Raw genomic sequence first — 24,127 nt, 5'->3', positions numbered from 1 at the left:
CAAACACAGTGTACGTAAAGGAAAGGCAGAGATGGAGACCATGACGAGTTTCTACCCGGTCGTGATGACGACGGATGCCGCCGCCTCGGCGCGCTTCTTCCAGGACCACTTCGGCTTCGCGCAGACGTTCGCGGCGGATTGGTACGTGAGTCTCGTGCGGGACGGATCCGAGGTGGCGTTCCTCGCCAGCGACCACCCGACGATCCCCGCGGGCTTCGGCGCGCCGGCGCGCGGCCTGCTCCTCAACGTCGAGGTCGACGACGCCCGTGCTGCGCACGAGCGCCTCGTGGTCGACGGCGGACTCGAGTGCGTGCTGACGCTGCGCGACGAGCCGTTCGGGCAGCGGCATTTCATCGTCGCCGCGCCCGGCGGCGTGCTCGTCGACGTGATCGAGCCGATCGAACCGTCTCCCGAGTTCGCCGCAGCCTTCGCGTGAGGCGACATCGTCGCGGGCGCCGCCGCGCCCGCTGCGGGATGCGCGGTCGACCGGCGCTGGCATAGCGTGGAACGCACGACGAAGGGGGACCCATGGCCCGCATCCTGATCTTCGGCGGCCACGGCAGGGTCGCGCTGCTGCTCGAGCCCCTGCTCGTGGCGCAGGGGCACACCGTGACGGCCGTCATCCGCAACGCCGATCACGAGGCGGAGGTCGCGGCCACCGGCGCGCAACCGCTCGTGGCCGACGTCGAGACGCTCGATCTCGGCCAGCTGACGAACCTCATCGCCGGCAACGAGGTCGTCGTGTGGTCGGCGGGCGCCGGCGGCGGGAACCCGCCGCGCACCTACGCCGTGGACCGCGACGCCGCCATCCGATCGATGGATGCGGCCGCGGCCGCTGACGTGATGCGCTATGTGATGGTGTCGTGGGTCGGCTCGCGCGCCGACCACGGCGTGGCCGCTGACTCGTCGTTCTTCGCGTACGCAGACGCCAAGTGGGCCGCCGACGCCCACCTCGCCGCGAGCGCGCTCGACTGGACGATCCTCGCCCCGGGCACGCTGACCCTCGACCCGCCGACGGGCCGCATCGCCCTCGATCCCGACGACGGCGGCGCCGTGCCGCGCGCCGATGTGGCCGCGGTCGTCGCCGCGACGATCTCGGACGACACCACGATCGGCCGGACGATCCGGTTCGGCGGCGGCGACGAGTTCATCGGCCACGCGATCGCGGGCTGAGCCTCAGTCCTCGCTGGAGTGCAGGCCGCGCCGCGCCGAGAGCAGCGTCACCTCCGGGTGCTCCGCGACCAGGCGCTCCGCGTGGTCGAGCACGTCGCGCACGTGCGACGACCCCGAGGCGACGATCGAGACCCCGATCCGCGCGCGGCGGTGCAGGTCGTGCTCGCCGACCTCCGCGGCGGCGGCCTCGGTGCGCCGGCTCAACTCGGCGACGAGGGGCCGAAGGACGCTGCGCTTCTCCTTCAGCGAGCGGATGTCGCCGAGGAGCAGGTCGAACTCGATCCACCCGATCCACATGGGTCCATGGTGCCAGCGGCCGCGGGCAGGCGCCCGCGGTCCTAGGCTCGTGTCATGCTCGCCACCGTCATCCACGCCGCCCGCGACATCCGTGTCGAGACCGTCCCCGATCCCGTCCTGTCGACCGGCGCCGACGCGATCGTGCGCGTCGTCGCCGCCTGCGTGTGCGGCTCCGACCTGTGGCCCTACCGCGGCGTCACGCCGACGCACGAGCCGCACCGCATCGGGCACGAGTTCGTCGGCGTCGTCGAGGAGGTGGGTGCCGAGGTCGAGGTCGTGCGGCCCGGCGACTTCGTGATCGCTCCGTTCTACGTGTGCGACGGCACCTGCGCGAACTGCCGCAACGGCGTCAGCACGTCGTGCCTGAACGGCGGGTGGTGGGGCAGTGACGACCGCTTCGGCGGCTTCGCCGACGGCGGCCAGGGCGAGCGCGTGCGCGTGCCGCTCGCCGACGGCACGCTCGCCGTCGTGCCGGGCCCGGTGGCGGACGCCGAGATCCCTGGCCTGCTCACCCTCAGCGATGTCATGGGCACCGGCCACCACGCCGCGGTCTCTGCCGGAGTCGGCCCGGGCGATTCCGTCGCCGTCGTGGGCGACGGAGCGGTCGGCCTCTGTGCGATCATCGCGGCCAAGCGACTCGGAGCCACCACGATCATCGCGATGTCGCGTCACCCGCAGCGGCAGGCGCTCGCGCGCGAGTTCGGCGCGACACACGTCGTCGAGGAGCGCGGTGACGGCGGCATCGAGGCGGTGCGCGCTCTCACCGGCGGGATCGGCGCCGACCGCGTGCTCGAGTGCGTCGGCACCAAGGAGTCCATGGACCAGGCGCTGCGCTCGACGCGTCCCGGCGGCATGGTCGGCTACGTCGGTGTGCCCAACGGCGGACCCGAGCTGCCGGTGCGCCAGATGTTCAACCGCAACGTCGGCGTGAACGGCGGCGTCGCGCCCGTGCGGGGGTACATCGAGGAGCTGCTGCCAGACGTGCGCTCGGGCGCGATCCGGCCGGGCCGCGTGTTCGACCTCGAGCTGCCGCTCGCAGACGCCGCCGAGGCGTACGCTGCGATGGACGAGCGTCGCGCGACGAAGGTGCTGCTGCGACCCTGAGCGCGCGGGCGCGGCGCCGGGATCACCGGCTCCGCGATTCGCGACGCGCCCGCGCGCCTGCGTGCGGAAAGGTGTTCGTGGGGTAGAACAGCAGGAAGTCGAAGGGATCCCGGACCGTGAAGCTGATCAAGCGCATCGTCGTGGTGCTCGTCATCGCGTTCGCGGCGTTCTACCTCATCACCCGGCCGCAGGACGCGGCGAACGCGGTGCAGGGCGCGGTCGGCGCCGTGTGGGGCGCCGGTGTCGCGGTGGTCGACTTCTTGACGGCTCTCGCTCAGGGCTGAGCATGTTCGATCCGCGGATCGAGAAGCACCTGATCTCGGATCAGGGAGAGCACATCGTCGACGAGGTCCGCAAGCACTGGGCCGCCACGGTGTCCGCGGTGCTCGAGCTCTTCGGCGGAGTCGTCGTGCTCCTCCTCACCTTCTTCGTGCCGGCGCAGGCCTGGTGGGTGCCCGCACTCCTGGGCGCCGCGGTGTGCGTGCACGCGATCTGGCGGGTCTTCGAGCAGCACACCGACCGCTTCGTCATCACCAACATGCGCGTATTCCGGGTGCACGGCATTCTGTCGCAGCGCATCGCGACGATGCCGCTGGCCCGCATCCTCGACATCTCCGTCTACAAGCCGCTCGTCGGCCGCATCTTCGGCTACGGCCATTTCGTCTTCGAGTCCGCGGCGCAGGAGCAGGGGCTGCGCGAGATCAAGTACGTCGGCGATCCCGACCAGCGCGGGCTCACGATCCAGCGCGTCATCCAGCAGGCGGGTCTGCGCGGCGCGGCGGGGCGGCCCGGCGCGGACCAGTTCGCCGGGGCGCCGTTCGTACCGGCGGCGCCGCCGCAGACCGAGCCCGCGGCATCCGTCACCGACACGGCTGTCGTCGACGACCGCAACCACACCGCCCCGGTGCCCGACGTGCGGCGCGACTCCAACGCGTCGGGGTGGGACTGGCTCGCCGACGCCCAGCGGCGCGAGGACGAGCGCCTCGCCCAGCTGCGCGGCGAGACGGCGCCGGCGCCCGCCCCCTTCGACCCCGACCGCACGAACACCGCGCCGATCCAGCTTCCGCGCTGATCCGACCCCGATCCGGGCCGGGCCCCGACCGGTGCGGACGCCGATTTCGGGTGGATCGGGAACATCGCAGGCGACCCTGCCGTTCTGATACCCTGGAGTGTCACTCGTGTGGCTGTTTCGCCACGCCTGAGTACCGGTTCGCGCCGGTGACCGGTTTCCGCAAGGGCTCGAGTGACATCGCTGGAAAATCCGCTTCGCCTCGGTTCGAGGCATTCGTTCGCGCTCGCGCGGGAGGAAGCCGCTGAAAGCCGGGGCCCGACACCCCAACCCCTACAAGGACAACCCACTACATGACTACCGCAACGACCGCCCCGGCCACCAAGCAGGTCGCGATCAACGACATCGGATCTGCCGAGGACTTCCTGGCCGCGGTCGAGAAGACCCTGAAGTTCTTCAACGACGGCGACCTCATCGAGGGCACCGTGGTGAAGATCGACCGCGACGAGGTGCTCCTCGACGTCGGTTACAAGACCGAGGGTGTCATCCCCTCGCGTGAGCTTTCCATCAAGCACGACGTCGACCCCAACGAGGTCGTCAAGGTCGGCGACGAGGTCGAAGCCCTCGTTCTCCAGAAGGAGGACAAGGAAGGCCGCCTCATCCTGTCGAAGAAGCGCGCGCAGTACGAGCGTGCGTGGGGCGACGTCGAGAAGATCAAGGAGAACGACGGTGTCGTCACCGGCTCCGTGATCGAGGTCGTCAAGGGCGGTCTGATCGTCGACATCGGCCTGCGCGGCTTCCTCCCCGCGTCGCTCATCGAGCTCCGCCGCGTCCGCGACCTCACGCCGTACCTCGGCCAGGAGATCGAGGCGAAGATCCTCGAGCTCGACAAGAACCGCAACAACGTCGTGCTCTCGCGCCGCGCGCTGCTCGAGCAGACGCAGTCCGAGTCGCGCACCACGTTCCTCAACAACCTCCACAAGGGCCAGGTCCGCAAGGGCACGGTCTCGTCGATCGTCAACTTCGGTGCGTTCGTCGACCTCGGTGGCGTCGACGGTCTCGTCCACGTCTCGGAGCTCTCGTGGAAGCACATCGAGCACGCGTCCGAGGTCGTCGAGGTCGGCCAGGAGGTCACCGTCGAGATCCTCGAGGTCGACCTGGACCGCGAGCGCGTCTCGCTGTCGCTCAAGGCGACGCAGGAGGACCCCTGGCAGGTCTTCGCCCGCACCCACGCGATCGGTCAGGTCGCGCCGGGCAAGGTCACCAAGCTCGTTCCGTTCGGTGCGTTCGTGCGCGTCGCGGACGGCATCGAGGGCCTCGTGCACATCTCGGAGCTGTCGGGCAAGCACGTCGAGCTCGCCGAGCAGGTCGTGTCGGTCGGCGAAGAGGTCTTCGTCAAGATCATCGACATCGACCTCGAGCGTCGCCGCATCTCGCTCTCGCTCAAGCAGGCGAACGAGTCGGTCGACCCCCACGGCACCGAGTTCGACCCGGCGCTGTACGGCATGGTCACGGAGTACGACGAGCACGGCGAGTACAAGTACCCCGAGGGCTTCGACCCCGAGACCAACGCCTGGCTCGAAGGCTTCGACGAGCAGCGCGAGAAGTGGGAGCAGGAGTACGCTGCCGCCCACGCTCGCTGGGAGGCCCACAAGGCTGCCGTCATCAAGGCCCTCGAGGCCGAGGCCGCCGCTCCGGTCGAGACCGGCGCGTCCTCGTTCTCTTCCGACAGCAGCCCGGTGGGCACGCTGGCGGACGACGAGGCCCTCGCCGCACTGCGCGAGAAGCTCTCGGGTCGCTGATCCTGAGCTGAGCCGCCCGGTTCGCTGAACCGTCTGGTTCGAAAGGCCGTCACCACCGCTCCGGCGGGGTGACGGCCTTTCGCGTGCCCGGCGGCGTCGGAGGCCGCGGATATCGTCGCGGTGTGCCCGCGAACGAGCCTGCTGTCTCCTGCCTGGTGGACGATGACGGATGCCGCGGCCCCGTGCCTGCGGACGCTCCCGTCTCGCTGTGCGAGGCGCATCTGGCGGCGGCGGGGGAGTGGGCCGAAGCCCAGTACGGCGTCACGGACGCGCTGCCGTCGCCGTGCCGCCTGTGCGGCTCGCGGCTGGGCGTTCGCTATCCGTCGGGCTGGCTGTGCGCCGTGTGCGAGTGGCGCTACGGAGAGCAGCCCGACGACGACATCGCGCCGCCGCGCGTCGACGTCGTGTACTACCTGCGCTACGACGACCGCGTGAAGATCGGCACGAGCGCGAACCCGCGGCAGCGGTTCGGCGCCATCTGGCATGACGAGCTGCTGGCCTTCGAGCGCGGCGGCCGCGCGCTGGAGCAGCGACGGCACGCGCAGTTCGCCGCCGACCGCTTCCCCGGCACGGAATGGTTCCGCCGCTCCGACGCCCTCACCGCGCACATCGCCGTGCTGGCCGCGGGTGTCGACGATCCGTGGCAGCTGCACGCGCGCTGGCTGAGCGAGGCTCTCGCGGTGCGGGGATGACTCCGTACGCTCTGCGAGAACGGCCGTGGATCCTCCAGCAGCTTCCGAGGAACTGCGCCTAGCGTGAGGATCCACCCCCCCGCGAGACGACGGAGCAGCACATGGGATTCCTCGACCGACTGTTCGGAAGCACGGATGGCGAGCGCCAGGCGCCGCCCGTCCCGCAGAACCGCCCCGGCGCCCCGGCGCCCGGCATGCAGCCGCCCCGGAGCGAGGACGAGGTGGCGATCGAGCGCTACCGGTACCTGCTGAAGACCGCGCCGCCCGAGACCGTCGAGCAGGTGCATGCGGAAGCCTTCGCGAAGCTGACCGAGCCGCAGCGCCAGCAGGTGCTGGCTGAGCTCTCGGCCGGTCTCCCGCCGCAGGAGCAGCCGCGCTCGAGCGACCCGCAGGCGATGGCCCGCGCCGCGACCCGCGCCGAGTACACCAACCCCGGGTTCATGGAGCGCACGCTCGGACCCCAGCGTCAGGGCCCCACGTTCGGCTCGATGCTCGGCTCCTCGATCCTCGGCACGGTTGTCGGCTACGTCATCGGCTCGGCACTCGTCAGCTCGTTCCTCGCGCCGGGCTTCGCCTACGACCAGGGCTACGAGGACGGCTCCGCCGCCGACGGCGGGTCCGGCGAGGGCGGCTCCGGCGAGACCGGTGCGGTGGACGCCGGCGCCGACTCCGGAGCGGGGTGGGGCGGCGACCCGGGCTCCGGCTGGGGCGGCGACGCCGCGGCCGGCGACATGGGCGGATTCGGGGACTTCGGCGACTTCGGGTTCTGACCCCGCGCGCCCGCGTGCGAACGGCGACGAGCGCGCCGTCGGGCAGAGGGCGGCAGCATCCGTTACCGTCGCGGTATGACCGCCGCGACGCCGGGCGAGCCGGGTGCGTCCGCTGCGCGATCCCGCACAGCCGGGACCGCGCTGGACGGCGCCGACCGCACGCGCGGTCGCACTGCCACGCTGAACCAGCTGCTGCTGGCGGGGGTGGTGTTCGCGATCGGCGTGCTGGTGGCGGTCGGGCCGTTCGGCGGCGAGCCGGTGCTGTTCTTCCTCGGCGTCGTCTTCGTGGTCGCGGTGACCGCCGTCACGCTCGTGGTGCCGTGGGGCCGCCTGCCGTACGGGTGGGTCGCGGTGGTCCCGGCGATCGACATCGTCGCGATCACGCTGATGCAGGTCGCGGCGCCCGACACGGCGCTGGGGCTCCTGTGGATCTTCCCTGCGACGTGGCTCGCCGGCGGGTTCGGGCTGCTCGGGCTGTTCGGCGTCATCGTCGCTATCGCCGGGATCGTCAGCGTGCTGACGGCGCTGAGCTCCGCCGAGGTGACGTATCGGACCTTCCTTCTGCCGCTCGTGATCGTCGCCGTCGCCGCGACGAGCCACCTCAATGCGCGGCGTTCGGACGCGCAACGCATGCTCCTGGCGAAGCAGTCGCAGCTGCTGGCAAGCGTGCTCGCGCGCACCCGCCGGCAGGAGCAGGTCGTCACCGAGGTGCTCGACGCCGTCGACTTCGGCGTCGTGCGGATGGGGTCGAGTGGCCGGGTCGCGGTCACGAACGAGGCCCACGGCAAGCTCCTGCAGGGATTCGAACCCGACCTGGACGGCACCGAGGTGCCGGCGTTCCGAGACGATGGCACCTCGCCGCTGCCTCTCGACGAGCTTCCGCTCGAACGCGCGCGCCGGGGGGAGGCGTTCGACGACCAGGTGGTGTGGTTCGGGGAGGAGCCGGGCCCGCGGCGCGCGCTGACGATCACCGCGCGCCGCCTGACCGATCCCGACGGCGGCGATGCCGGGGCCGTGGTCGTCTCGCGGGACGTCACCGCGGAGCTCACGGCGCTCCGTGCGCGTGACGAGCTGGTCGCCTCGGTGTCGCACGAGCTGCGCACCCCTCTCACCTCGATCCTCGGATACCTCGACCTCGCCATCGAGGACCCTGACACCCCCGACGCGGTGCGGGCCGGCCTCGACGTCGCCGAGCGCAACGCCGAGCGGCTGCTGCGCATCGTGGCCGACATCCTCGCGGCGTCGAGCTCGTCGCCGTCGTCGGTCGAGGCATCCCTCGCCCCGCAGTCGATCGACGCGCGCGACCTCGTGCGCGCCGCGGCCGCCGACGCCCTTCCGCGGGCGGCTGCCCGCGCCATCACGATCGACGAGACGGGTCTCGAGCCCGCGACGGCGTGGGCCGACCCGCTGCGGCTGCGGCAGGTCGTCGACAACCTGGTGTCGAACGCCATCGCCTACAACAAGGACGGCGGCACGGTGTTCGTCGGCACGACCACGGACGGCACGTCGAGCTGGATCCTCGTGCGCGACACCGGCGTCGGCATCTCGGACGCCGACCGCTCGCGCCTGTTCCAGCGCTACTACAAGGCCGGCGGCGAACGTCGCGCGGGGACGGGCCTCGGCCTCGCGATCACGCGCGACATCGTGCGCGCGCACGGCGGCGAGCTCGCGCTGCACAGCGCGGCGGGCGTCGGCTCGACCTTCATCGTGAAGCTGCCCGCGATCGGCCCGGAAGGAGACGGACGATGACCCTCGACCTGACGAGCGTGCTCATCATGACGGCCCTCGTCGTCAACGTCAGCGGCGTGCTGTTCATCCTCGAGACCCTGCTGCGGCGGGACGAGGGCGCAGGCCGCATCTGGTCGATCGCGTTCCTCGCGGCGATGCTCACGACGCTCGCCTACACGATCTGGGCCCAGTCCGACGGCGCGTGGTGGGCGATCGCGATCGGCAACGCCGCATTCGTCGCAGGCACCGGCTGCATGTGGCTGGGATGCCGTCGATTCAACCGGCGCGACATGCTCTGGTCGTCGGTCCTCGTCGCCGTGTCGGTCGTGGCGGCGGCCGCGGCCGTGGCGGTCGAGGGCGACGACGGCGGTGACTGGGCGGGCGCGCTGTGGATGTTCGTCCCGCTGCTGTGCTTCGCCGGCGCGGGCGCCGTGGAGTGCCTCCGCGGCGACATGCGCGAGTCGCGGACAGCGTGGGTGCTGGGAGCGGTCCTGGGATTCCAGTCGCTGTACTACGTGTCGCGCACCACCGCCTTCGTGACCTCGGGTCCCGACAGCGCGCTGTTCGAGACCGCCTTCGGGACGATCAGCACGAGCTACCTCACCGTGACGCTGACGATCGTGGCCGTCGTCGTGACCTCGGTGCTGCGTGCGAGCCGCGCTCCGATGCGGGGCTACATGCGCGAGGCCCAGGCGGTCGACGAGGAGCAGGGCATCCTCAGCGACGCGTCGTTCGCCGCCGTGCTGGAGGGCATGTGCCGGCGCGCCGAGCGCCGCTACGAGCCGATCGCCGTGACCGCGGTGCGCCTCGACGACCTCGACCAGATCTCGACGGCGTTCGGCAGCGATGTCGCGGGCGCGGTCGCCGCGACGTGGCGCAGCGGCGTGCGCCATCACGCGCCGACGAACGCCGTCGTCGGTCAGGACGGGCACACCGGGCTGGTCATCGGGCTCGCCGTCGCTTCCCCGCAGGAGGCGCGTCGCCAGGCGGGGGCCATCTACCGCGGACTCTTCGACGACCTCGGCAAGGTCGGCGGGGGAGTGATCCCCGTCGTCGGGGTGGGCGTGGCGCTGAGCGAGACGGCAGGGTACGACCCCGAGGAGCTCATGCGCGTCGCCCGCGAGGCGGCGAGCCGCGCCGCTGCGAACGTCGAGACGTCCGTCCTCGTCGACGAGGGGGAGTAGCGGGGCACCGCGTCACGGGGTGCGCGTCACGCGGTGAGGCGGTACCCGACGCCGCGGACGGTCTCGATCCAGCGCGGCTGCGCGGGCGACTCGCCCAGCTTGCGCCGCAGATTCGCCATGTGCACCTCGATGGCGCGGGCGTCGCTGTCGGAGACGAAGTCGTTCACGGCGTACTGGTCGCCGCGCAGCATGAGGGCGAGATCGGACTTCGCGCGCACGCGCCGGCCCGCCACCAGCAGGTCGGCGAGGATGTCGAACTCGCTGCGCGTCAGCTCGACGTCCTGATCGTCGACGGTGACGAGATGCGTCGACGCGTTCAGGCGCAGGCCGTGGTGCTCGAGCCACATGCCGTCGGGCGGATCCGTCTCCGTCGGGGTGTCGGGGTCGGCGGGCGCCACGTGCCGCGGCCGGCGGAGCATCGCGTCGATGCGGGCGCGCAGCTCGCGGGGGCGGAAGGGCTTCGCGACGTAGTCGTCGGCGCCGGCCTCGAGCCCCTGCAGCGCGTCGATCTCCTCCGTGCGGGCGCTGAGCATCACGATGTACGTCGAGCTGATGGCCCGGATGCGCTTGGCGGTCTCGAACCCGTCCATCCCCGGCATGTTCACGTCGAGCGTCGTCACGAGGGGGCGATGCTCGCGCACGAGCTCGACGCCGTCGGCGCCGTTGGCCGCCCCGTGCACCTCGAATCCGGCCTGGGCGAGCACGGTCGAAAGGAGAGAACGGATGTCTTCCTCGTCCTCGATCACGACCGCGACCCGCGCTTCTTCCACCGATGCACCCTCCGGATCCGGTGCTGTCGACGGATCCTGGACGTCGGTCATGATATCCCAGAACGCGCTCCGGAACGGGTGCGGCGGGCGGTCCATCACAGGATGGTTCCGGACCGGCGGCGGGCCAGGGGGCCCCGCTCGTGTCCGTAGGACGGCGCTTCCGGACCGCGGGCCGCGCGTAGGGCGGGAGTCATCCCCATGTCCCGCCCTGCGCGCGTCCTCGGTGCACGGAGCGCAGCCGCAGTCGTCCCCACGCGCGCGGCTCGCCCGTACCTCAGGACGATCCGGCGGGTGCGGCGGGGCGGAGTTGCGTCGGTCGCCACGATGTCGCGTCCGGCGTTCATCTCCCGCCCTCCCCAGTGCTGCACGGCTGGATCTGTCCTTCGGGTGCCCCGAGGCTATCGCCGGCTCCTCAACTCCCGCTCAGGCCCGCCTCAGGAACCGCCCAGGCTTGCCGGGTGCGCGGCCGTCATGATCGCGCACCGACGTGGCATGCTCGGACCATGCCGCTCGTCGCCCTCACCGGAGGCATCGCCTCGGGAAAGTCCACGATCGCCCGCCGGCTCGCCGCGCACGGCGCCGTCGTCGTCGACGCCGACCAGCTGGTGCGCGAAGTCCAGCAGCCCGGTTCGCCGGTACTGGCCGCGATCGCGGCGACCTTCGGGGAACGGATGCTGCGCCCCGACGGCTCGCTCGACCGCGCCGCTCTCGGCAGCAGGGTGTTCGGCGACGACGCGGCGATCGCGCAGCTCAACGCGATCGTCCACCCCGCCGTGCGCGCCGAGTCCGCGCGTCGCTTCGCTGAGGCGTTCGCGGCCGATCCCGGCGCCGTCGTCGTCTACGACGTGCCGCTGCTCGTCGAGGCGCGCGTCGACGACCCCTGGCAGCTGATCGTGGTGGCGCACGCACCCGAGGACGTCCGCCTCCGGCGCCTCGTGGAGCTCCGGGGCATGACCGAGTCGGATGCGGCGGCCCGCCTCGCGTCGCAGGTGCCCGACGAGGCCCGTCTGCGGATCGCCGACGTGGTGATCGACACGGCCGGTGCCCTCGAGGCCACCGAGCGCCAGGCCGACGAGCTGTGGGCGTCGCTCGACGAGCACGTCGCGCAGCGCGTCGCCCGGTCGTAATCTGGAGACGGATCGAGGAGGTGCCAGATGTCCGTGTTCTCGCGGTTCCGGCGTCGCAAGCCCCCGTACGGTGCGACGACCGACGAGGAGCGCATCGCGCGCTACGTCTACCTGCTCAACACGCTGCCCGCGTCGGTGATCGAGAGCGCCCATGCATCCGCCTTCGCGGACGTGCCGCCGGAGCGCCGTCGCGAGATGTTCGAGCGACTGAGGCCGTTCCTCGCGGACTCGGAGCGTGACGCCGCCGCCGAGGATCCGACGATCATCGCCAAGCTGGTGCGACGCGCCGAGGAGCATCGCGCCGCGCGCGCAGCGGAGAAGGACGCCGCGGGTCCGGCAGCCGCCACGACCGTCGCCGTCGCCGAGGAGGACCGTCCGACCTCCGACCCGCGCGACGCGGTGGACGCGCGAGCGGTGCTGATGAGCGCCGGCGTGATGGCCGTGGTCGCGAACCAGGTGCTGGTCTCCAGCGCGATCACCGCCTACTTCACGGTGGGAGCAGGATCCCTCACGATCGCGTCGGATCCCGCGTGGGTGGGCGCGACCTACGACGCCGGATTCTTCGGGCCGTCGGACGGCGTCGCAGGCGTGCACGACGGCGGATCCGTCGACATGGGCGGCATCATGCCCGGAGGGGGCTACGACGGTGGGGGCTTCGGCGGCTTCGACGGGGGCGGCTTCGGCGGCTGAACCACGGCCGGGCGGCGGGTCGCAGCATCCGCTCGTCGCGAACGCCGCCCCGATGTCGGGGGTCGCGCCTACGCTGGATTGGTGCAGACCACTCGATCCGTGCGACCGTTCGAGGTCGTGAGCGAATTCGCCCCGTCGGGCGACCAGCCGCAGGCGATCGCCGAGCTGGCAGCGCGCATCAACGCCGGCGAGACCGACGTCGTGCTGCTCGGCGCGACCGGCACCGGCAAGTCGGCGACGACGGCCTGGCTCGTCGAGGCGGTGCAGCGGCCCACCCTCGTGCTCGCGCACAACAAGACGCTGGCCGCGCAGCTGGCGAACGAGTTCCGTGAGCTCATGCCGCACAATGCGGTGGAGTACTTCGTCAGCTACTACGACTACTACCAGCCCGAGGCGTACGTCCCGCAGACCGATACCTTCATCGAGAAGGACTCGTCGGTCAACGCCGAGGTTGAGCGGCTGCGCCACTCGACGACCAACTCGCTGCTCAGCCGACGCGACGTGGTCGTCGTCAGCACCGTCTCGTGCATCTACGGCCTCGGCGCGCCCGACGAGTACCTCCGCGCGATGGTGGCGCTGCAGGTCGGCGAGGTGTACGACCGCGACGCGCTCATCCGCAAGTTCATCGCCATGCAGTACAACCGCAACGACGTGGACTTCTCGCGGGGCAACTTCCGCGTGCGCGGCGACACGATCGAGATCATCCCGGTGTACGAGGAGTACGCGATCCGCATCGAGATGTTCGGCGACGAGATCGAGGCGCTGTTCATGCTCCACCCGCTCTCCGGCGACGTGGTGCAGCGCCTCGACAGCGTGCCGATCTTCCCGGCGTCGCACTACGTCGCCGGCACCGAGACCGTTCAGCGCGCGATCGGCACCATCGAGGACGAGCTCGCCGAGCGGCTGAAAGAGCTCGAGTCGCAGAACAAGCTGCTCGAAGCCCAGCGCCTGCGTATGCGCACGACGTTCGACCTCGAGATGCTGCAGCAGCTCGGATTCTGCTCGGGCATCGAGAACTACTCGCGCCACATGGACGGACGCGCACCGGGTGAGCCGCCGCACACGCTGCTCGACTTCTTCCCCGACGACTTCCTCATGGTGATCGACGAGTCCCACGTGACGGTCCCGCAGATCGGGGCGATGTACGAGGGCGACGCCTCGCGCAAGCGCACGCTCGTCGAGCACGGGTTCCGGCTGCCGAGCGCGCTCGACAACCGCCCGCTGCGCTGGGACGAGTTCAAGGACCGCGTCGGCCAGACCGTGTACCTGTCGGCGACGCCCGGCCGCTACGAGATGGGCATCGCGGACGGCGTGGTCGAGCAGATCATCCGCCCGACGGGTCTCGTCGACCCCGAGATCGTCGTGAAGCCGTCCAAGGGGCAGATCGACGACCTGCTCGAGGAGATCCGCATCCGCGTCGAGCGCGACGAGCGCGTGCTCGTGACGACGCTCACCAAGAAGATGGCCGAAGAACTCACCGACTTCCTCGGCGAGCACGGCGTGCGCGTGCGCTATCTGCACTCCGACGTCGACACGCTGCGCCGCGTCGAGCTGCTCAGCGAGCTGCGCGCCGGCGTCTACGACGTGCTCGTGGGCATCAACCTGCTCCGCGAGGGCCTCGACCTGCCCGAGGTCTCGCTCGTGTCCATCCTGGACGCCGACAAGGAGGGGTTCCTCCGCAGCGGAACATCGCTCATCCAGACGATCGGCCGCGCGGCCCGCAACGTGTCGGGTCAGGTGCACATGTACGCCGACACGGTGACCGACTCGATGGCCAAGGCGATCGAAGAGACCGACCGGCGTCGCGAGAAGCAGATCGCCTACAACACCGCCAACGGCATCGAGCCCCAGGCGCTGCGCAAGCGCATCGCCGACATCACCGAGGTGCTCGCCCGCGAGGCATCCGACACCGATCGGATGCTGCGGGGGAAGGCCGCGGCGAAGACCAAGTCCGGCGTGGGCAAGAGCCCGACACCGCAGCTGCGGCGCGAGGGCATTGCGGCCGAGGGGGCGGAGCAGCTCGAGTCGACGATCGCCGACCTCAGCCAGCAGATGCTCGCCGCCGCGGGAGAGCTGAAGTTCGAGCTCGCCGCGCGCCTGCGCGACGAAGTGCAGGACCTCAAGAAGGAGCTGCGCGCGATGGAGCGGGCGGGTCACGCCTGACCCGCACCCCCGGACTCACGGGCAGTGCATGAGGGGCTTCGGCCCGGACCGGTCGAACGTGTGCTGGGAGATCGGTGCGCCGCACAGCGGGCATGCGCGCTCGGCCCGTTCCGCCTGGCTCGGCGGGGGAGTGGTCTCGTAGGGTCCGACAGCGGCGGGGCCGGCGACACGGATCAGGTTCGAGTTGAGGAACGCGTACCAGCCGCCGGCTTCGCGCACGCGCTCGCGGAGCGGACGACGGTCGGGGGCGGAGGCATCCGTGTGTGGCATGTTCATTAGTGTACTAACGATTAGTGCACGCTAGGATCTTTCTGTGACGGATGCCGAACTCAGCCCCGACGATCTGCTCAGGCTCGACAATCAGGTCTGCTTCGCGCTGGTGACCGCGGCACGCAACGTCGTCAGTCTGTACCGTCCGATCCTCGAGCCGCTCGGTCTGACGCATCCGCAATACCTGGTGATGCTCGCGCTGTGGGAGCGGTCGCCCCGGTCGCTGCGCGAACTGGCCGCCGAGCTTGCGCTCGAGCCGGCGACGCTCTCGCCGCTGGTGAAGCGTCTCGAGGCCCAGGAGCTCGTGACGCGCTCGCGCCGCGACGACGACGAGCGGGTGCTCGACGTGCGCCTCACGGAGGCGGGCCTCCGGCTCCGTGCGCAGGCGCTGAAGGTGCCGGGGGAGGTCATGGCGAGCGTGGGGACGGATGCCGCCGCGCTGATGGCTCTCCGCGACGCGCTGCAGCCGTTCGCCGGCGCCCGCTGACGTGTCCTGCGCCCGGCGGAGGCGGACTCTTCGCCCACGGCGAACGGCTCCCAGCCCCCGTGTCGGAACCCCCACCTAGACTTGTCGGGTGCCCATCGTCCCTGTCGCCCTGCCCGCAAACATGCCCGGAAACTCCGTCGGCGGCACCAGCGGAAAGCTCAGCGTCCGTGGTGCCCGCGTGCACAACCTGAAGGACGTCGATCTCGACATCCCGCGCGATTCGCTGGTCGTCTTCACCGGTCTGTCAGGATCCGGCAAGTCCAGCCTGGCGTTCGACACCATCTTCGCCGAAGGCCAGCGCCGCTACGTCGAGTCGCTCAGCGCATACGCCCGGCAGTTCCTGGGGCAGGTCGACCGCCCCGACGTCGACTTCATCGAAGGGCTCAGCCCTGCGGTGTCGATCGACCAGAAGTCGACCAACCGCAACCCACGCTCGACGGTCGGCACGATCACCGAGATCCACGACTACATGCGTCTGCTGTGGGCGCGCATCGGGGTGCCGCACTGCCCCGAGTGCGGCGAGGTCATCCAGCGCCAGACCGTCCAGCAGATCGCCGATCAGCTCATGGAGCTGCCCGAGCGCACGCGGTACCAGGTCGTCGCGCCGGTCGTCACCCAGAAGAAGGGCGAGTTCGTCGACCTCTTCAAGGAGCTCGGCGCGAAGGGCTACGCGCGCGCCATCGTCGACGGCGAGCTGATCCAGCTCGCCGAGCCGCCGGCGCTCAAGAAGAGCTACAAGCACGACATCGCGGTCGTGGTGGACCGCCTCGTCGCGGCGCCCGGCATCCTGGATCGCGTCACCGACTCGGTCGAGACCGCGCTCTCGCTCGCGGGCGGCGTGGTGCAGGTCAACTTCGTCGACGAGGAGGGCGACGCCGCATGGCAGTCCTTCTCCGAGAAGCTCGCGTGCCCGAACGGCCACCCGCTGCAGCTCACCGAGATCGAGCCGCGCACGTTCTCGTTCAACGCGCCGTTCGGTGCGTGCCCGGCCTGCTCAGGGCTCGGCACCCGTATGTCGGTGGACGTCGAGCTCATGCTGGGCGACGAAGACCTCTCGATCCGGGACGGCGTCCTCATCCCGTGGACGACGCAGGGCAAGGGCCTCTTCCAGTACTACGAGCGCCTGCTCGAGGGGCTCGCGAACGACCTGGCGTTCTCGCTCGACACGCCGTGGAAGAAGCTGCCGTCCGAGGTCCGCGAAGCGGTCCTGCGTGGCGAGAACTACAAGGTGACCGTGCGGTGGAAGAACCGCTATGGGCGTGAGATGCGCTACTCGTCGGGTTTCGAGGGTGTCGTGCCCTACATCGAGCGCCAGTACACGCAGGCGGAGTCCGACACGCAGCGGCAGCGCTGGGCGGAGTATCTCCGCGAAGTGCCCTGCCCGGTGTGCGACGGTGCGCGGCTCAAGCCGGAGGTGCTGGCCGTTCAGGTGCACGGCCATTCCATCGCGGATGCCTCGCGCCTGAGCCTCGGCGAGGCGCGCGAGTACTTCGCGAAGCTGACACTCACCGAGCGCGAGGCGACGATCGCCGCGCAGGTGCTGCGCGAGATCCGCCTTCGGCTGGACTTCCTCATCCGCGTCGGCCTCGACTACCTGAGCCTCAGCCGGGCCGCGGCGACGCTCTCGGGCGGCGAGGCGCAGCGCATCCGGCTCGCGACCCAGATCGGCTCCGGCCTCACCGGCGTGCTCTATGTGCTCGACGAGCCCTCGATCGGCCTGCACCAGCGCGACAACCGACGGCTCATCGAGACGCTCGTGGCGCTGCGCGACCTGGGCAACACGCTCATCGTCGTCGAGCACGACGAAGAGACGATCCACGCCGCCGACTGGGTCGTCGACATCGGCCCCGGCGCCGGCGTCAACGGCGGCGAGGTCGTGCACTCGGGCCCGATCGGCGAGCTCCTCGCCGACCCCGACTCGATCACCGGCGACTATCTGTCGGGCCGGCGCGCCATACCGACCCCCAAGAAGCGGCGCAAGATCGACAAGAAGCGCCAGGTCACGGTCGTCGGGGCGCGCGAGAACAACCTCAAGAACGTCACGGTCGACTTCCCCCTCGGCGTGCTCACCTCGGTGACCGGGGTGAGCGGCTCGGGCAAGTCCTCGCTGGTCAACGGCATCCTCTATCAGGTGCTCGCGACCCGCCTCAACGGCGCGCGCCGCGTCGCCGGCAAGCACACGCGCGTGACGGGCCTCGACAACCTCGACAAGGTCGTCCACGTGGACCAGGCGCCGATCGGGCGGACGCCGCGATCGAACCCGGCGACGTACACCGGCGTGTTCGACCGCATCCGCACGCTCTTCAGCGAGACGACCGAGGCGAAGGTGCGCGGATACCAGCCCGGACGCTTCAGCTTCAACGTCAAGGGCGGCCGCTGCGAGGCGTGCTCGGGCGACGGCACGATCAAGATCGAGATGAACTTCCTGCCTGATGTGTACGTCGACTGCGAGGTGTGCCACGGCAAGCGGTACAACCGCGACACCCTCGCCGTGCACTACAAGGGCAAGAACATCGCCGAGGTGCTCGAGATGCCGATCGCCGAGGCGGCGGAGTTCTTCGAGCCGATCCAGGCGATCCACCGGTATCTCAAGACCCTCGTCGACGTCGGTCTCGGCTACGTCCGCCTCGGCCAGTCGGCCACGACCCTCTCGGGCGGCGAGGCGCAGCGTGTCAAACTCGCCACCGAGCTGCAGCGGCGCACCAACGGCCGGTCGATCTACGTGCTCGACGAGCCGACCACGGGCCTGCACTTCGAAGACGTGCGCAAGCTCCTCGAGGTGCTGAACGGGCTCGTCGACAAGGGCAACACCGTCATCGTCATCGAGCACAACCTCGATGTCATCAAGTCCTCGGACTGGGTCATCGATCTGGGTCCTGAAGGCGGTGCCGGAGGCGGTCAGGTCATCGCGACCGGCACGCCCGAGCAGGTCGCCCGCGCCGACGGCAGCCACACGGGCGCATTCCTCGCCGAGGTGCTCGGCCTGCGCGCCCCGACGCACGCGGTCACCGAGCTCGTCGAGGCCCGCAAGGCCGGCTGAGCCGCATGGCGCGCTCCGCTCCCACCGTCCCGTACAAGCCGAAGCCGGGCGAGATCCCCACGAACCCCGGGGTGTACCGCTTCCGCGACCGCGACGGGCGCGTCCTGTACGTCGGCAAGGCGAAGAACCTCCGTGCGCGCCTGTCGAACTACTTCGCGCCGCTGCACACCCTCCACGAGCGCACGCGGCGCATGGTGATGACCGCGGCATCCGTCGAATGGACGGTCGTCGCGACCGACGTCGACTCGCTGCAGCTCGAGTACCAGTGGATCAAGGAGTTCGATCCGCCGTTCAACGTCCGCTACAAGGACGACAAGTCGTACCCCTTCATGGCGATCACCCTCGCCGACGAGGCGCCGCGGGTCATCGTGACGCGCAACCGGCGCATCCCCGGGGCGAAGTACTTCGGTCCGTACCCCAAGGTGTGGGCGGTGCACGACACGATCGACCTCATGATCAAGGTGTTCCCGATCCGCACCTGCAGCGACGCCTCCTACAAGAAGGCGATGGCGACGGGACGTCCGTGCTTCCCCGGGCAGATCGGGCGCTGCGGCGGCCCGTGCTCGATGAAGGTCACGATCGACGAGCACCGTGCGATCGTCGACGACTTCATCGCGTTCATGGCGGGCGGCGACCAGCGGTTCACGCGGCAGCTGACGGCGCGCATGCGCGAGGCATCCGCGGCGATGGACTATGAGGCTGCCGCCGTCTACCGTGACCGGCTGCAGTCGATCGACGCGGTGCTCAACCGCAGCGCGCTCGTGCTCGCGTCCGACACGGACGCCGACCTCTTCGGCATCGCCGAGGACGAGCTCGCCGCCACAGTGCAGCACTTCGTGATCCGCGGCGGCCGCGTGCGCGGCGTGCGCGCCACCACGATCGAGAAGGAGCTCGACATCACCGGCGGCGAGCTCGTCGACCAGGTGCTCCAGCGCACGTACGGGAACGCCGCGGGCGCCGACATCCCGAAGCAGGTCCTGGTGCCGGCGATGCCCGACGACGCGGCCGATCTCGAGGAGTGGCTCCGCGGACGCCGGGGCAAGGCCGTGACGATCCAGATCGCCCAGCGCGGCCGCAAGGCCGACCTCATGCGCACCGCGACCCTCAACGCGCAGCAGGCGCTGATGCTCCACAAGACCCGTCGCACCAGCGACTACGTCGCCCGCAGCCAGGCGCTCACCGACCTGCAGGAGGCCCTCGACCTCGCCGAGGCGCCGCTGCGCATCGAGTGCTTCGACGTGTCGCACCTGAGCGGCACGAACGTCGTGGCATCGATGGTGGTGTTCGAGGACGGCCTTCCCCGCAAGGACCAGTACCGCTCGTTCGGTGTCGCAGAGACCACCGACGACACCGACTCGCTCTATCAGGTGCTCACGCGCCGGCTCGCCTATCTCGACCGTCCGGAGGAGAACGAACCGGATGCTGCACCCGACCCGACCGGCGACGGCGAGGTCGTGACCGAGCGGCGCCGCCCGCGCTTCGCGTACCGGCCGCAGCTGCTGGTCGTCGACGGCGGCAAGCCGCAGGTCGAGGCCGCCGCGCGGGCGCTCCGCGACGCCGGTCACGAGGAGATCGCCCTGTGCGGCATCGCCAAGCGCTTGGAGGAGGTCTGGCTGCCGGGGGAGGAGTACCCCGTCATCCTGCCCCGCACGTCGGAGGCGCTGTACCTGCTGCAGCGGCTGCGCGACGAGGCGCACCGATTCGCCATCACGCACCAGCGCAAGCGCCGCCGCCGCGACATCCAGAGCGTCCTCGCGGAGGTTCCCGGCCTCGGCGAGGCCCGCATCAAGGCGCTGCTGCGGCACTTCGGCTCGGTGTCGGCGCTGAGGAAGGCGACGCCCGACGAGATCGCCCAGCTTCCGGGCGTCGGCCCCAAGCTCGCCTCGGCGATCCACGCGCATCTCGCTCAGCCGGCGGCCCTGACGGACGCGACATAGAGGCCCGCGCGCCGACCAGCGACCGCCTGCTATGACTAGGCTTGTCGGGACGGGGGTGATCATGGGCGAGGCGACGCGTCACGACGTCGGAGAAGTGCTGATCGTCACGGGGATGTCGGGCGCGGGGCGGTCCACCGCGGCGAACGCACTGGAGGATCTCGACTGGTACGTGGTCGACAACCTCCCGCCGCAGATGCTCAAGCCGCTGCTCGACCTCACCGAGCTCGCCGGGGGAGTGCTGCCGCGGGTCGCGGTCGTCGTCGACGTGCGCGGGCGCGACCTGTTCTCCGATCTTCCCGATGCGATGCGCGCCCTGCGCGAGCGCCGTCAGATCCGGGTGATGTTCCTGGATGCCTCGGACGAGGTGCTCGTCCGACGGTTCGAGGCGGTGCGGCGGCCGCACCCGCTGCAGGGCGACGGCACGATCCTCGACGGCATCCGCCGGGAGCGGACGCGCCTGGCCGCCGTCCGCGAAAGCGCCGACGTCATCATCGACACGTCCTCGTACAACATCCACCAGCTGGCCACCAACGTCGCCGATCTGTTCACCGAGGCGGGCGCTGCGCGGCACACGGTGACGCTCCAGAGCTTCGGCTTCAAGTACGGCCTGCCGCCGGACGCCGACCTCGTGGCCGACATGCGGTTCCTCCCGAACCCGTTCTGGGACGAGCAGCTGCGGCCGTTCACGGGTGAAGACGACGAGGTACGGGACTACGTCCTCTCGCAGGAGGGTGCGCAGGAGTTCCTCGACGCGTACAGCGCGGCGCTGCGGCCGGTGCTCGAGGGCTACCAGCGCGAGAACAAGAGCCACTCGGTCGTCGCCGTCGGCTGCACCGGCGGAAAGCACCGCTCGGTCGTGATGGTGCGGGAGCTGGCGCAGCGACTCGCGAGTGTGCCCGGCGTCGCCGTCCGCGTGACGCACCGCGATCTCGGACGGGAGTGACGGGACCGCCCGGCCGGAGCGGCCGGGTAGGCTTGACGGTCGTTCCCGCAAGACCCATGAAGGAGACCCGTGTCGCTGACCGCTGACGTGAAGGCCGAGCTGATCACCGTGCGAGACCCGCGCCCGACGGCACGGGTGGCCGAGCTCACGTCGCTGCTGCGATTCTCGGGCGGCCTGCACTCGATCGCGAACCGCGTCGCGGTCGAGGCCGAGCTGGACTCCGACATCCTCGCGCGCCGCACCGCCCGCGACCTGGTCGAGCTCTACGGCGTGCGGCCCGAGCTCGTCCACGTGCAGGGCTCCGGAGCGCGGACCGGGAGCCACTACGCCGTGCGCGTGATCGAAGGCGGCGAGACGCTCGCCCGCCAGACGGGCCTCCTCGACCAGCGCCGGCGTCCGGTGCGGGGCCTGCCCAACAAGCTCACGACCGGCTCGCGCGGCGACCTCGCCGCGATCTGGCGCGGCGCGTTCCTCGCCGCCGGAACGCTCAGCGACCCGGGCCGCTCGGCAGCGCTCGAGATCACCTGCCCCTCGTCCGAGGCTGCGATGGCGCTCGTGGGCGCGGCCCACCGCCTCGGCATCGCCGGCAAGGCCCGCGAGGTGCGCGGCATCCCGCGCGTGGTCGTGCGCGAGGGGGAGGCCATCCGCGCCGCCCTCGCGGCGATGGGCGCCGCGCGCGCCGCCGCCGAGTGGGACCAGATGCGTCAGCGCCGCGAGGTGCGCGCGGGTGTCAACCGCCTGGTCAACTTCGACGACGCCAACCTCCGCCGCTCGGCGCAGGCCGCGGTCGCCGCGTGCGCCCGCGTCGAGCGGGCGCTCGAGATCCTCGGCGACGAGGTGCCCGACCACCTGCGGCAGGCGGGCGATCTCCGCCTCGCACACCGCGATGCCAGCCTCGACGAGCTGGGCCACCACGCCGACCCGCCGCTCACCAAGGACGCGGTCGCCGGCCGCATCCGGCGTCTGCTCGCCATGGCCGACAAGAAGGCCGAGGCCGAGGGGCTCCCCGGCACCGAGTCCGCCGTTCCGGCCGGCATCGAGGACTGAGATCCGGGACGGATGCTGCGGTCCGCAGCATCCGCTCTTCCACACGTCACAGACGGAAGCAACCCCGCCGCGCGGGCGTTGCCGCTCAGTAGGATGAATCCGTCACCCTCGCTGCGCCGGGGATTTCGGCGCGCGCCGACAGGAAGAAGAGAACATGGCGAAGTACACCTTGCCCGACCTCCCTTACGACTACGCCGCACTCGAGCCGCACATCAGCGGCAAGATCATGGAGCTGCACCACAGCAAGCACCACCAGGCGTACGTGACCGGCGCGAACACCGCGCTGGAGCAGCTGGCCGAGGCGCGCGAGTCCGGCAACCTGGCGAACGTGAACAAGCTCGAGAAGGACCTCGCGTTCCACCTCGGCGGTCACGTCAACCACTCGATCTTCTGGACCAACCTCTCGCCCGAGGGCGGCGGCGAGCCCGAGGGCGAGCTGAAGGCCGCCATCGACGAGTTCTTCGGCGGCTTCGACAAGTTCCAGGCGCATTTCACCGCCGTGGCCAACGGGATCCAGGGTTCGGGCTGGGCCGTGCTCAGCTGGGACCCGATCGGTGAGCAGCTCATCATCCAGCAGCTGTTCGACCAGCAGGGCAACACCGCGCAGGGCACGATCCCGATCTTCCAGCTCGACATGTGGGAGCACGCCTTCTACCTCGACTACCTCAACGTCAAGGCCGACTACGTGAAGGCCGTCTGGAACATCGCGAACTGGCAGAACGTCGCGCAGCGCCTCGACGCCGCCCGTCAGAAGACCTCGGGCCTGCTGGTACTGTCCTAGTTAGCGCGGCCGTCCCGGCGGGACAGCCCGCCGGGACGCCGTTGTCCTCGTTCGCATCGCAACAACCGCGCATTCGCGCACGACACATCTCAGGAGAAACTCCGTGACTGTCAAGATCGGCATCAACGGCTTCGGCCGAATCGGACGCAACTACCTCCGCGCGGCTCTCGCGCAGGGTGCGGACCTCGACATCGTGGCGGTGAACGACCTCACCGACAACAAGACCCTCGCGCACCTGCTCAAGTACGACTCGATCCTCGGCCGCCTCGACCAGGAGGTCTCGTACACCGAGGACTCGATCACGGTCGGCGACAAGACCATCAAGGTCTTCGAAGAGCGCGACCCCGCCAACCTGCCCTGGGGCGAGCTGGGCGTCGACATCGTCATCGAGTCGACCGGTCGCTTCACCAAGGCCGTCGATGCCGCGAAGCACATCGCGGGCGGTGCCAAGAAGGTCCTCATCTCCGCTCCCGCCAGCGGCGAGGACGGCACGTTCGTCATCGGTGCCAACGAGGAGACGTACGACCCCGAGACCCAGCACATCATCTCGAACGCCTCGTGCACGACGAACTGCCTCGCGCCGCTCGCCAAGGTGCTCGACGACAACTTCGGGATCGTCAAGGGCCTCATGACGACGGTGCACGCCTACACCGCCGACCAGAACCTCCAGGACGGCCCGCACAGCGACCTGCGTCGCGCCCGCGCCGCAGCGCTCAACATCGTCCCCACCTCGACCGGTGCCGCCAAGGCCATCGGCCTCGTCCTGCCCGACCTCAAGGGCAAGCTCGACGGCTTCGCCCTTCGCGTGCCGGTCCCCACCGGCTCGGCGACCGACCTCACGGTCGAGCTCGAGCGCGAGGTGACCGTCGACGAGATCAAGGCCGCCTACAAGGCCGCCGCCGAGGGGCCGCTCAAGGGCATCCTGAAGTACACCGAGGACGAGATCGTCTCGAGCGACATCGTCACCGACGACCACTCCTGCATCTTCGACGCCGGACTGACCCGCGTCATCGGCAACCAGGTCAAGGTCGTCGGCTGGTACGACAACGAGTGGGGATACTCGAACCGCCTCGTCGACCTCACCGAGATCGTCGCCTCGAAGCTCTGATCCCG

General features: G+C 70.5%; 23 protein-coding genes. 20 read left to right on the top strand and 3 right to left on the bottom strand.

Going from position 1 to position 24,127, the window contains the following annotated elements; genetic code table 11:
- The first annotated feature begins 40 nt into the window (after nt 1–40).
- Both ACFQ7C_RS15515 and ACFQ7C_RS15510 read left to right on the top strand, forming a co-directional pair.
- Nucleotides 41–436 (top strand): VOC family protein, encoded by a 396-nt coding sequence (locus tag ACFQ7C_RS15515; RefSeq protein WP_378903022.1) that lies wholly within the window; start codon nt 41–43, stop codon nt 434–436.
- Nucleotides 437–528: 92 nt separating this feature from the next.
- Nucleotides 529–1,173: an NAD(P)H-binding protein gene (locus ACFQ7C_RS15510; RefSeq protein ID WP_378903019.1), complete on the top strand. Its 645-nt coding sequence runs from the start codon at nt 529–531 to the stop codon at nt 1,171–1,173.
- 3 nt (nt 1,174–1,176) lie between these two features.
- Here ACFQ7C_RS15510 and ACFQ7C_RS15505 read toward each other — a convergent pair whose 3' ends face one another.
- Entirely contained in the window at nt 1,177–1,470 is a 294-nt protein-coding gene (locus ACFQ7C_RS15505) for a DUF503 domain-containing protein (RefSeq protein WP_378903016.1), read from the bottom strand.
- Between the two features lie 54 nt (nt 1,471–1,524).
- On the opposite strand from ACFQ7C_RS15505, the gene ACFQ7C_RS15500 reads away from it, so the two are divergent.
- From ACFQ7C_RS15500 to ACFQ7C_RS15465, 8 genes are all read left to right on the top strand, one after another.
- Complete coding sequence (locus ACFQ7C_RS15500) at nt 1,525–2,574, top strand: zinc-dependent alcohol dehydrogenase family protein (protein WP_378903013.1); 1,050 nt, start codon at nt 1,525–1,527, stop codon at nt 2,572–2,574.
- A gap of 116 nt (nt 2,575–2,690) precedes the next feature.
- The gene (locus ACFQ7C_RS15495; RefSeq protein WP_157005503.1) at nt 2,691–2,858 is read left to right on the top strand and encodes a hypothetical protein; all 168 of its coding nucleotides are present in this window, start codon (nt 2,691–2,693) and stop codon (nt 2,856–2,858) included.
- A 2-nt stretch (nt 2,859–2,860) separates the two neighbouring features.
- On the top strand, nt 2,861–3,646 hold the full coding sequence (locus ACFQ7C_RS15490) for a PH domain-containing protein (RefSeq protein WP_378903009.1): 786 nt from the start codon (nt 2,861–2,863) through the stop codon (nt 3,644–3,646).
- A 290-nt stretch (nt 3,647–3,936) separates the two neighbouring features.
- On the top strand, nt 3,937–5,385 hold the full coding sequence (gene rpsA, locus ACFQ7C_RS15485) for a 30S ribosomal protein S1 (RefSeq protein WP_378903006.1): 1,449 nt from the start codon (nt 3,937–3,939) through the stop codon (nt 5,383–5,385).
- A gap of 182 nt (nt 5,386–5,567) precedes the next feature.
- Nucleotides 5,568–6,077 carry a GIY-YIG nuclease family protein gene (locus ACFQ7C_RS15480; RefSeq protein WP_378903003.1) on the top strand — a complete coding sequence of 170 codons (510 nt, stop codon included), beginning with the start codon at nt 5,568–5,570 and terminating at the stop codon, nt 6,075–6,077.
- A gap of 101 nt (nt 6,078–6,178) precedes the next feature.
- The gene (locus ACFQ7C_RS15475) at nt 6,179–6,847 is read left to right on the top strand and encodes a hypothetical protein (protein WP_378903000.1); all 669 of its coding nucleotides are present in this window, start codon (nt 6,179–6,181) and stop codon (nt 6,845–6,847) included.
- A gap of 75 nt (nt 6,848–6,922) precedes the next feature.
- Nucleotides 6,923–8,596: a sensor histidine kinase gene (locus ACFQ7C_RS15470; protein WP_378902997.1), complete on the top strand. Its 1,674-nt coding sequence runs from the start codon at nt 6,923–6,925 to the stop codon at nt 8,594–8,596.
- Nucleotides 8,593–9,759, top strand: coding sequence for a hypothetical protein (locus ACFQ7C_RS15465; protein WP_378902994.1), 1,167 nt, complete (start codon nt 8,593–8,595; stop codon nt 9,757–9,759). The genes ACFQ7C_RS15470 and ACFQ7C_RS15465 overlap by 4 nt, the downstream gene beginning before the upstream one ends.
- 26 nt (nt 9,760–9,785) lie before the next feature.
- Here the strand turns inward: ACFQ7C_RS15465 and ACFQ7C_RS15460 are convergent, their stop codons facing one another.
- On the bottom strand, nt 9,786–10,529 hold the full coding sequence (locus ACFQ7C_RS15460) for a response regulator transcription factor (protein WP_378902991.1): 744 nt from the start codon (nt 10,527–10,529) through the stop codon (nt 9,786–9,788).
- Between the two features lie 503 nt (nt 10,530–11,032).
- On the opposite strand from ACFQ7C_RS15460, the gene coaE reads away from it, so the two are divergent.
- The 3 genes from coaE (at nt 11,033) to uvrB (ending at nt 14,509) form a co-directional block, all read left to right on the top strand.
- Nucleotides 11,033–11,656, top strand: coding sequence for a dephospho-CoA kinase (coaE, locus tag ACFQ7C_RS15455; RefSeq protein WP_378902988.1), 624 nt, complete (start codon nt 11,033–11,035; stop codon nt 11,654–11,656).
- Nucleotides 11,657–11,683: 27 nt separating this feature from the next.
- Nucleotides 11,684–12,346 (top strand): hypothetical protein, encoded by a 663-nt coding sequence (locus tag ACFQ7C_RS15450; protein ID WP_378902985.1) that lies wholly within the window; start codon nt 11,684–11,686, stop codon nt 12,344–12,346.
- Between the two features lie 81 nt (nt 12,347–12,427).
- Nucleotides 12,428–14,509 carry an excinuclease ABC subunit UvrB gene (gene uvrB, locus ACFQ7C_RS15445; protein ID WP_378902982.1) on the top strand — a complete coding sequence of 694 codons (2,082 nt, stop codon included), beginning with the start codon at nt 12,428–12,430 and terminating at the stop codon, nt 14,507–14,509.
- 15 nt (nt 14,510–14,524) lie between these two features.
- Here uvrB and ACFQ7C_RS15440 read toward each other — a convergent pair whose 3' ends face one another.
- Nucleotides 14,525–14,785 (bottom strand): hypothetical protein, encoded by a 261-nt coding sequence (locus tag ACFQ7C_RS15440; protein ID WP_378902979.1) that lies wholly within the window; start codon nt 14,783–14,785, stop codon nt 14,525–14,527.
- Between the two features lie 37 nt (nt 14,786–14,822).
- Here ACFQ7C_RS15440 and ACFQ7C_RS15435 point away from each other — a divergent pair, with 37 nt between their 5' ends.
- From ACFQ7C_RS15435 to gap, 7 genes are all read left to right on the top strand, one after another.
- The gene (locus tag ACFQ7C_RS15435; RefSeq protein ID WP_378902976.1) at nt 14,823–15,266 is read left to right on the top strand and encodes a MarR family winged helix-turn-helix transcriptional regulator; all 444 of its coding nucleotides are present in this window, start codon (nt 14,823–14,825) and stop codon (nt 15,264–15,266) included.
- A gap of 88 nt (nt 15,267–15,354) precedes the next feature.
- Nucleotides 15,355–18,306, top strand: coding sequence for an excinuclease ABC subunit UvrA (gene uvrA / locus ACFQ7C_RS15430; protein WP_378902973.1), 2,952 nt, complete (start codon nt 15,355–15,357; stop codon nt 18,304–18,306).
- 5 nt (nt 18,307–18,311) lie between these two features.
- Complete coding sequence (uvrC, locus tag ACFQ7C_RS15425; protein ID WP_378902970.1) at nt 18,312–20,243, top strand: excinuclease ABC subunit UvrC; 1,932 nt, start codon at nt 18,312–18,314, stop codon at nt 20,241–20,243.
- Between the two features lie 31 nt (nt 20,244–20,274).
- On the top strand, nt 20,275–21,186 hold the full coding sequence (gene rapZ / locus ACFQ7C_RS15420; RefSeq protein WP_378902967.1) for an RNase adapter RapZ: 912 nt from the start codon (nt 20,275–20,277) through the stop codon (nt 21,184–21,186).
- Nucleotides 21,187–21,255: 69 nt separating this feature from the next.
- On the top strand, nt 21,256–22,233 hold the full coding sequence (whiA, locus tag ACFQ7C_RS15415) for a DNA-binding protein WhiA (RefSeq protein ID WP_378902964.1): 978 nt from the start codon (nt 21,256–21,258) through the stop codon (nt 22,231–22,233).
- 154 nt (nt 22,234–22,387) lie between these two features.
- Nucleotides 22,388–23,014 (top strand): superoxide dismutase, encoded by a 627-nt coding sequence (locus ACFQ7C_RS15410; protein ID WP_045298848.1) that lies wholly within the window; start codon nt 22,388–22,390, stop codon nt 23,012–23,014.
- A 103-nt stretch (nt 23,015–23,117) separates the two neighbouring features.
- Entirely contained in the window at nt 23,118–24,122 is a 1,005-nt protein-coding gene (gene gap / locus ACFQ7C_RS15405; protein WP_378902960.1) for a type I glyceraldehyde-3-phosphate dehydrogenase, read from the top strand.
- Nucleotides 24,123–24,127: the final 5 nt, after the last annotated feature.

The sequence above is a fragment of the Microbacterium sp. NPDC056569 genome (genome assembly GCF_042793475.1).
Classification (GTDB): Bacteria; Actinomycetota; Actinomycetes; order Actinomycetales; family Microbacteriaceae; genus Microbacterium.
Note: the sequence above shows the minus strand (reverse complement) of the source record. Positions and strands in the feature narration are given on the sequence as shown.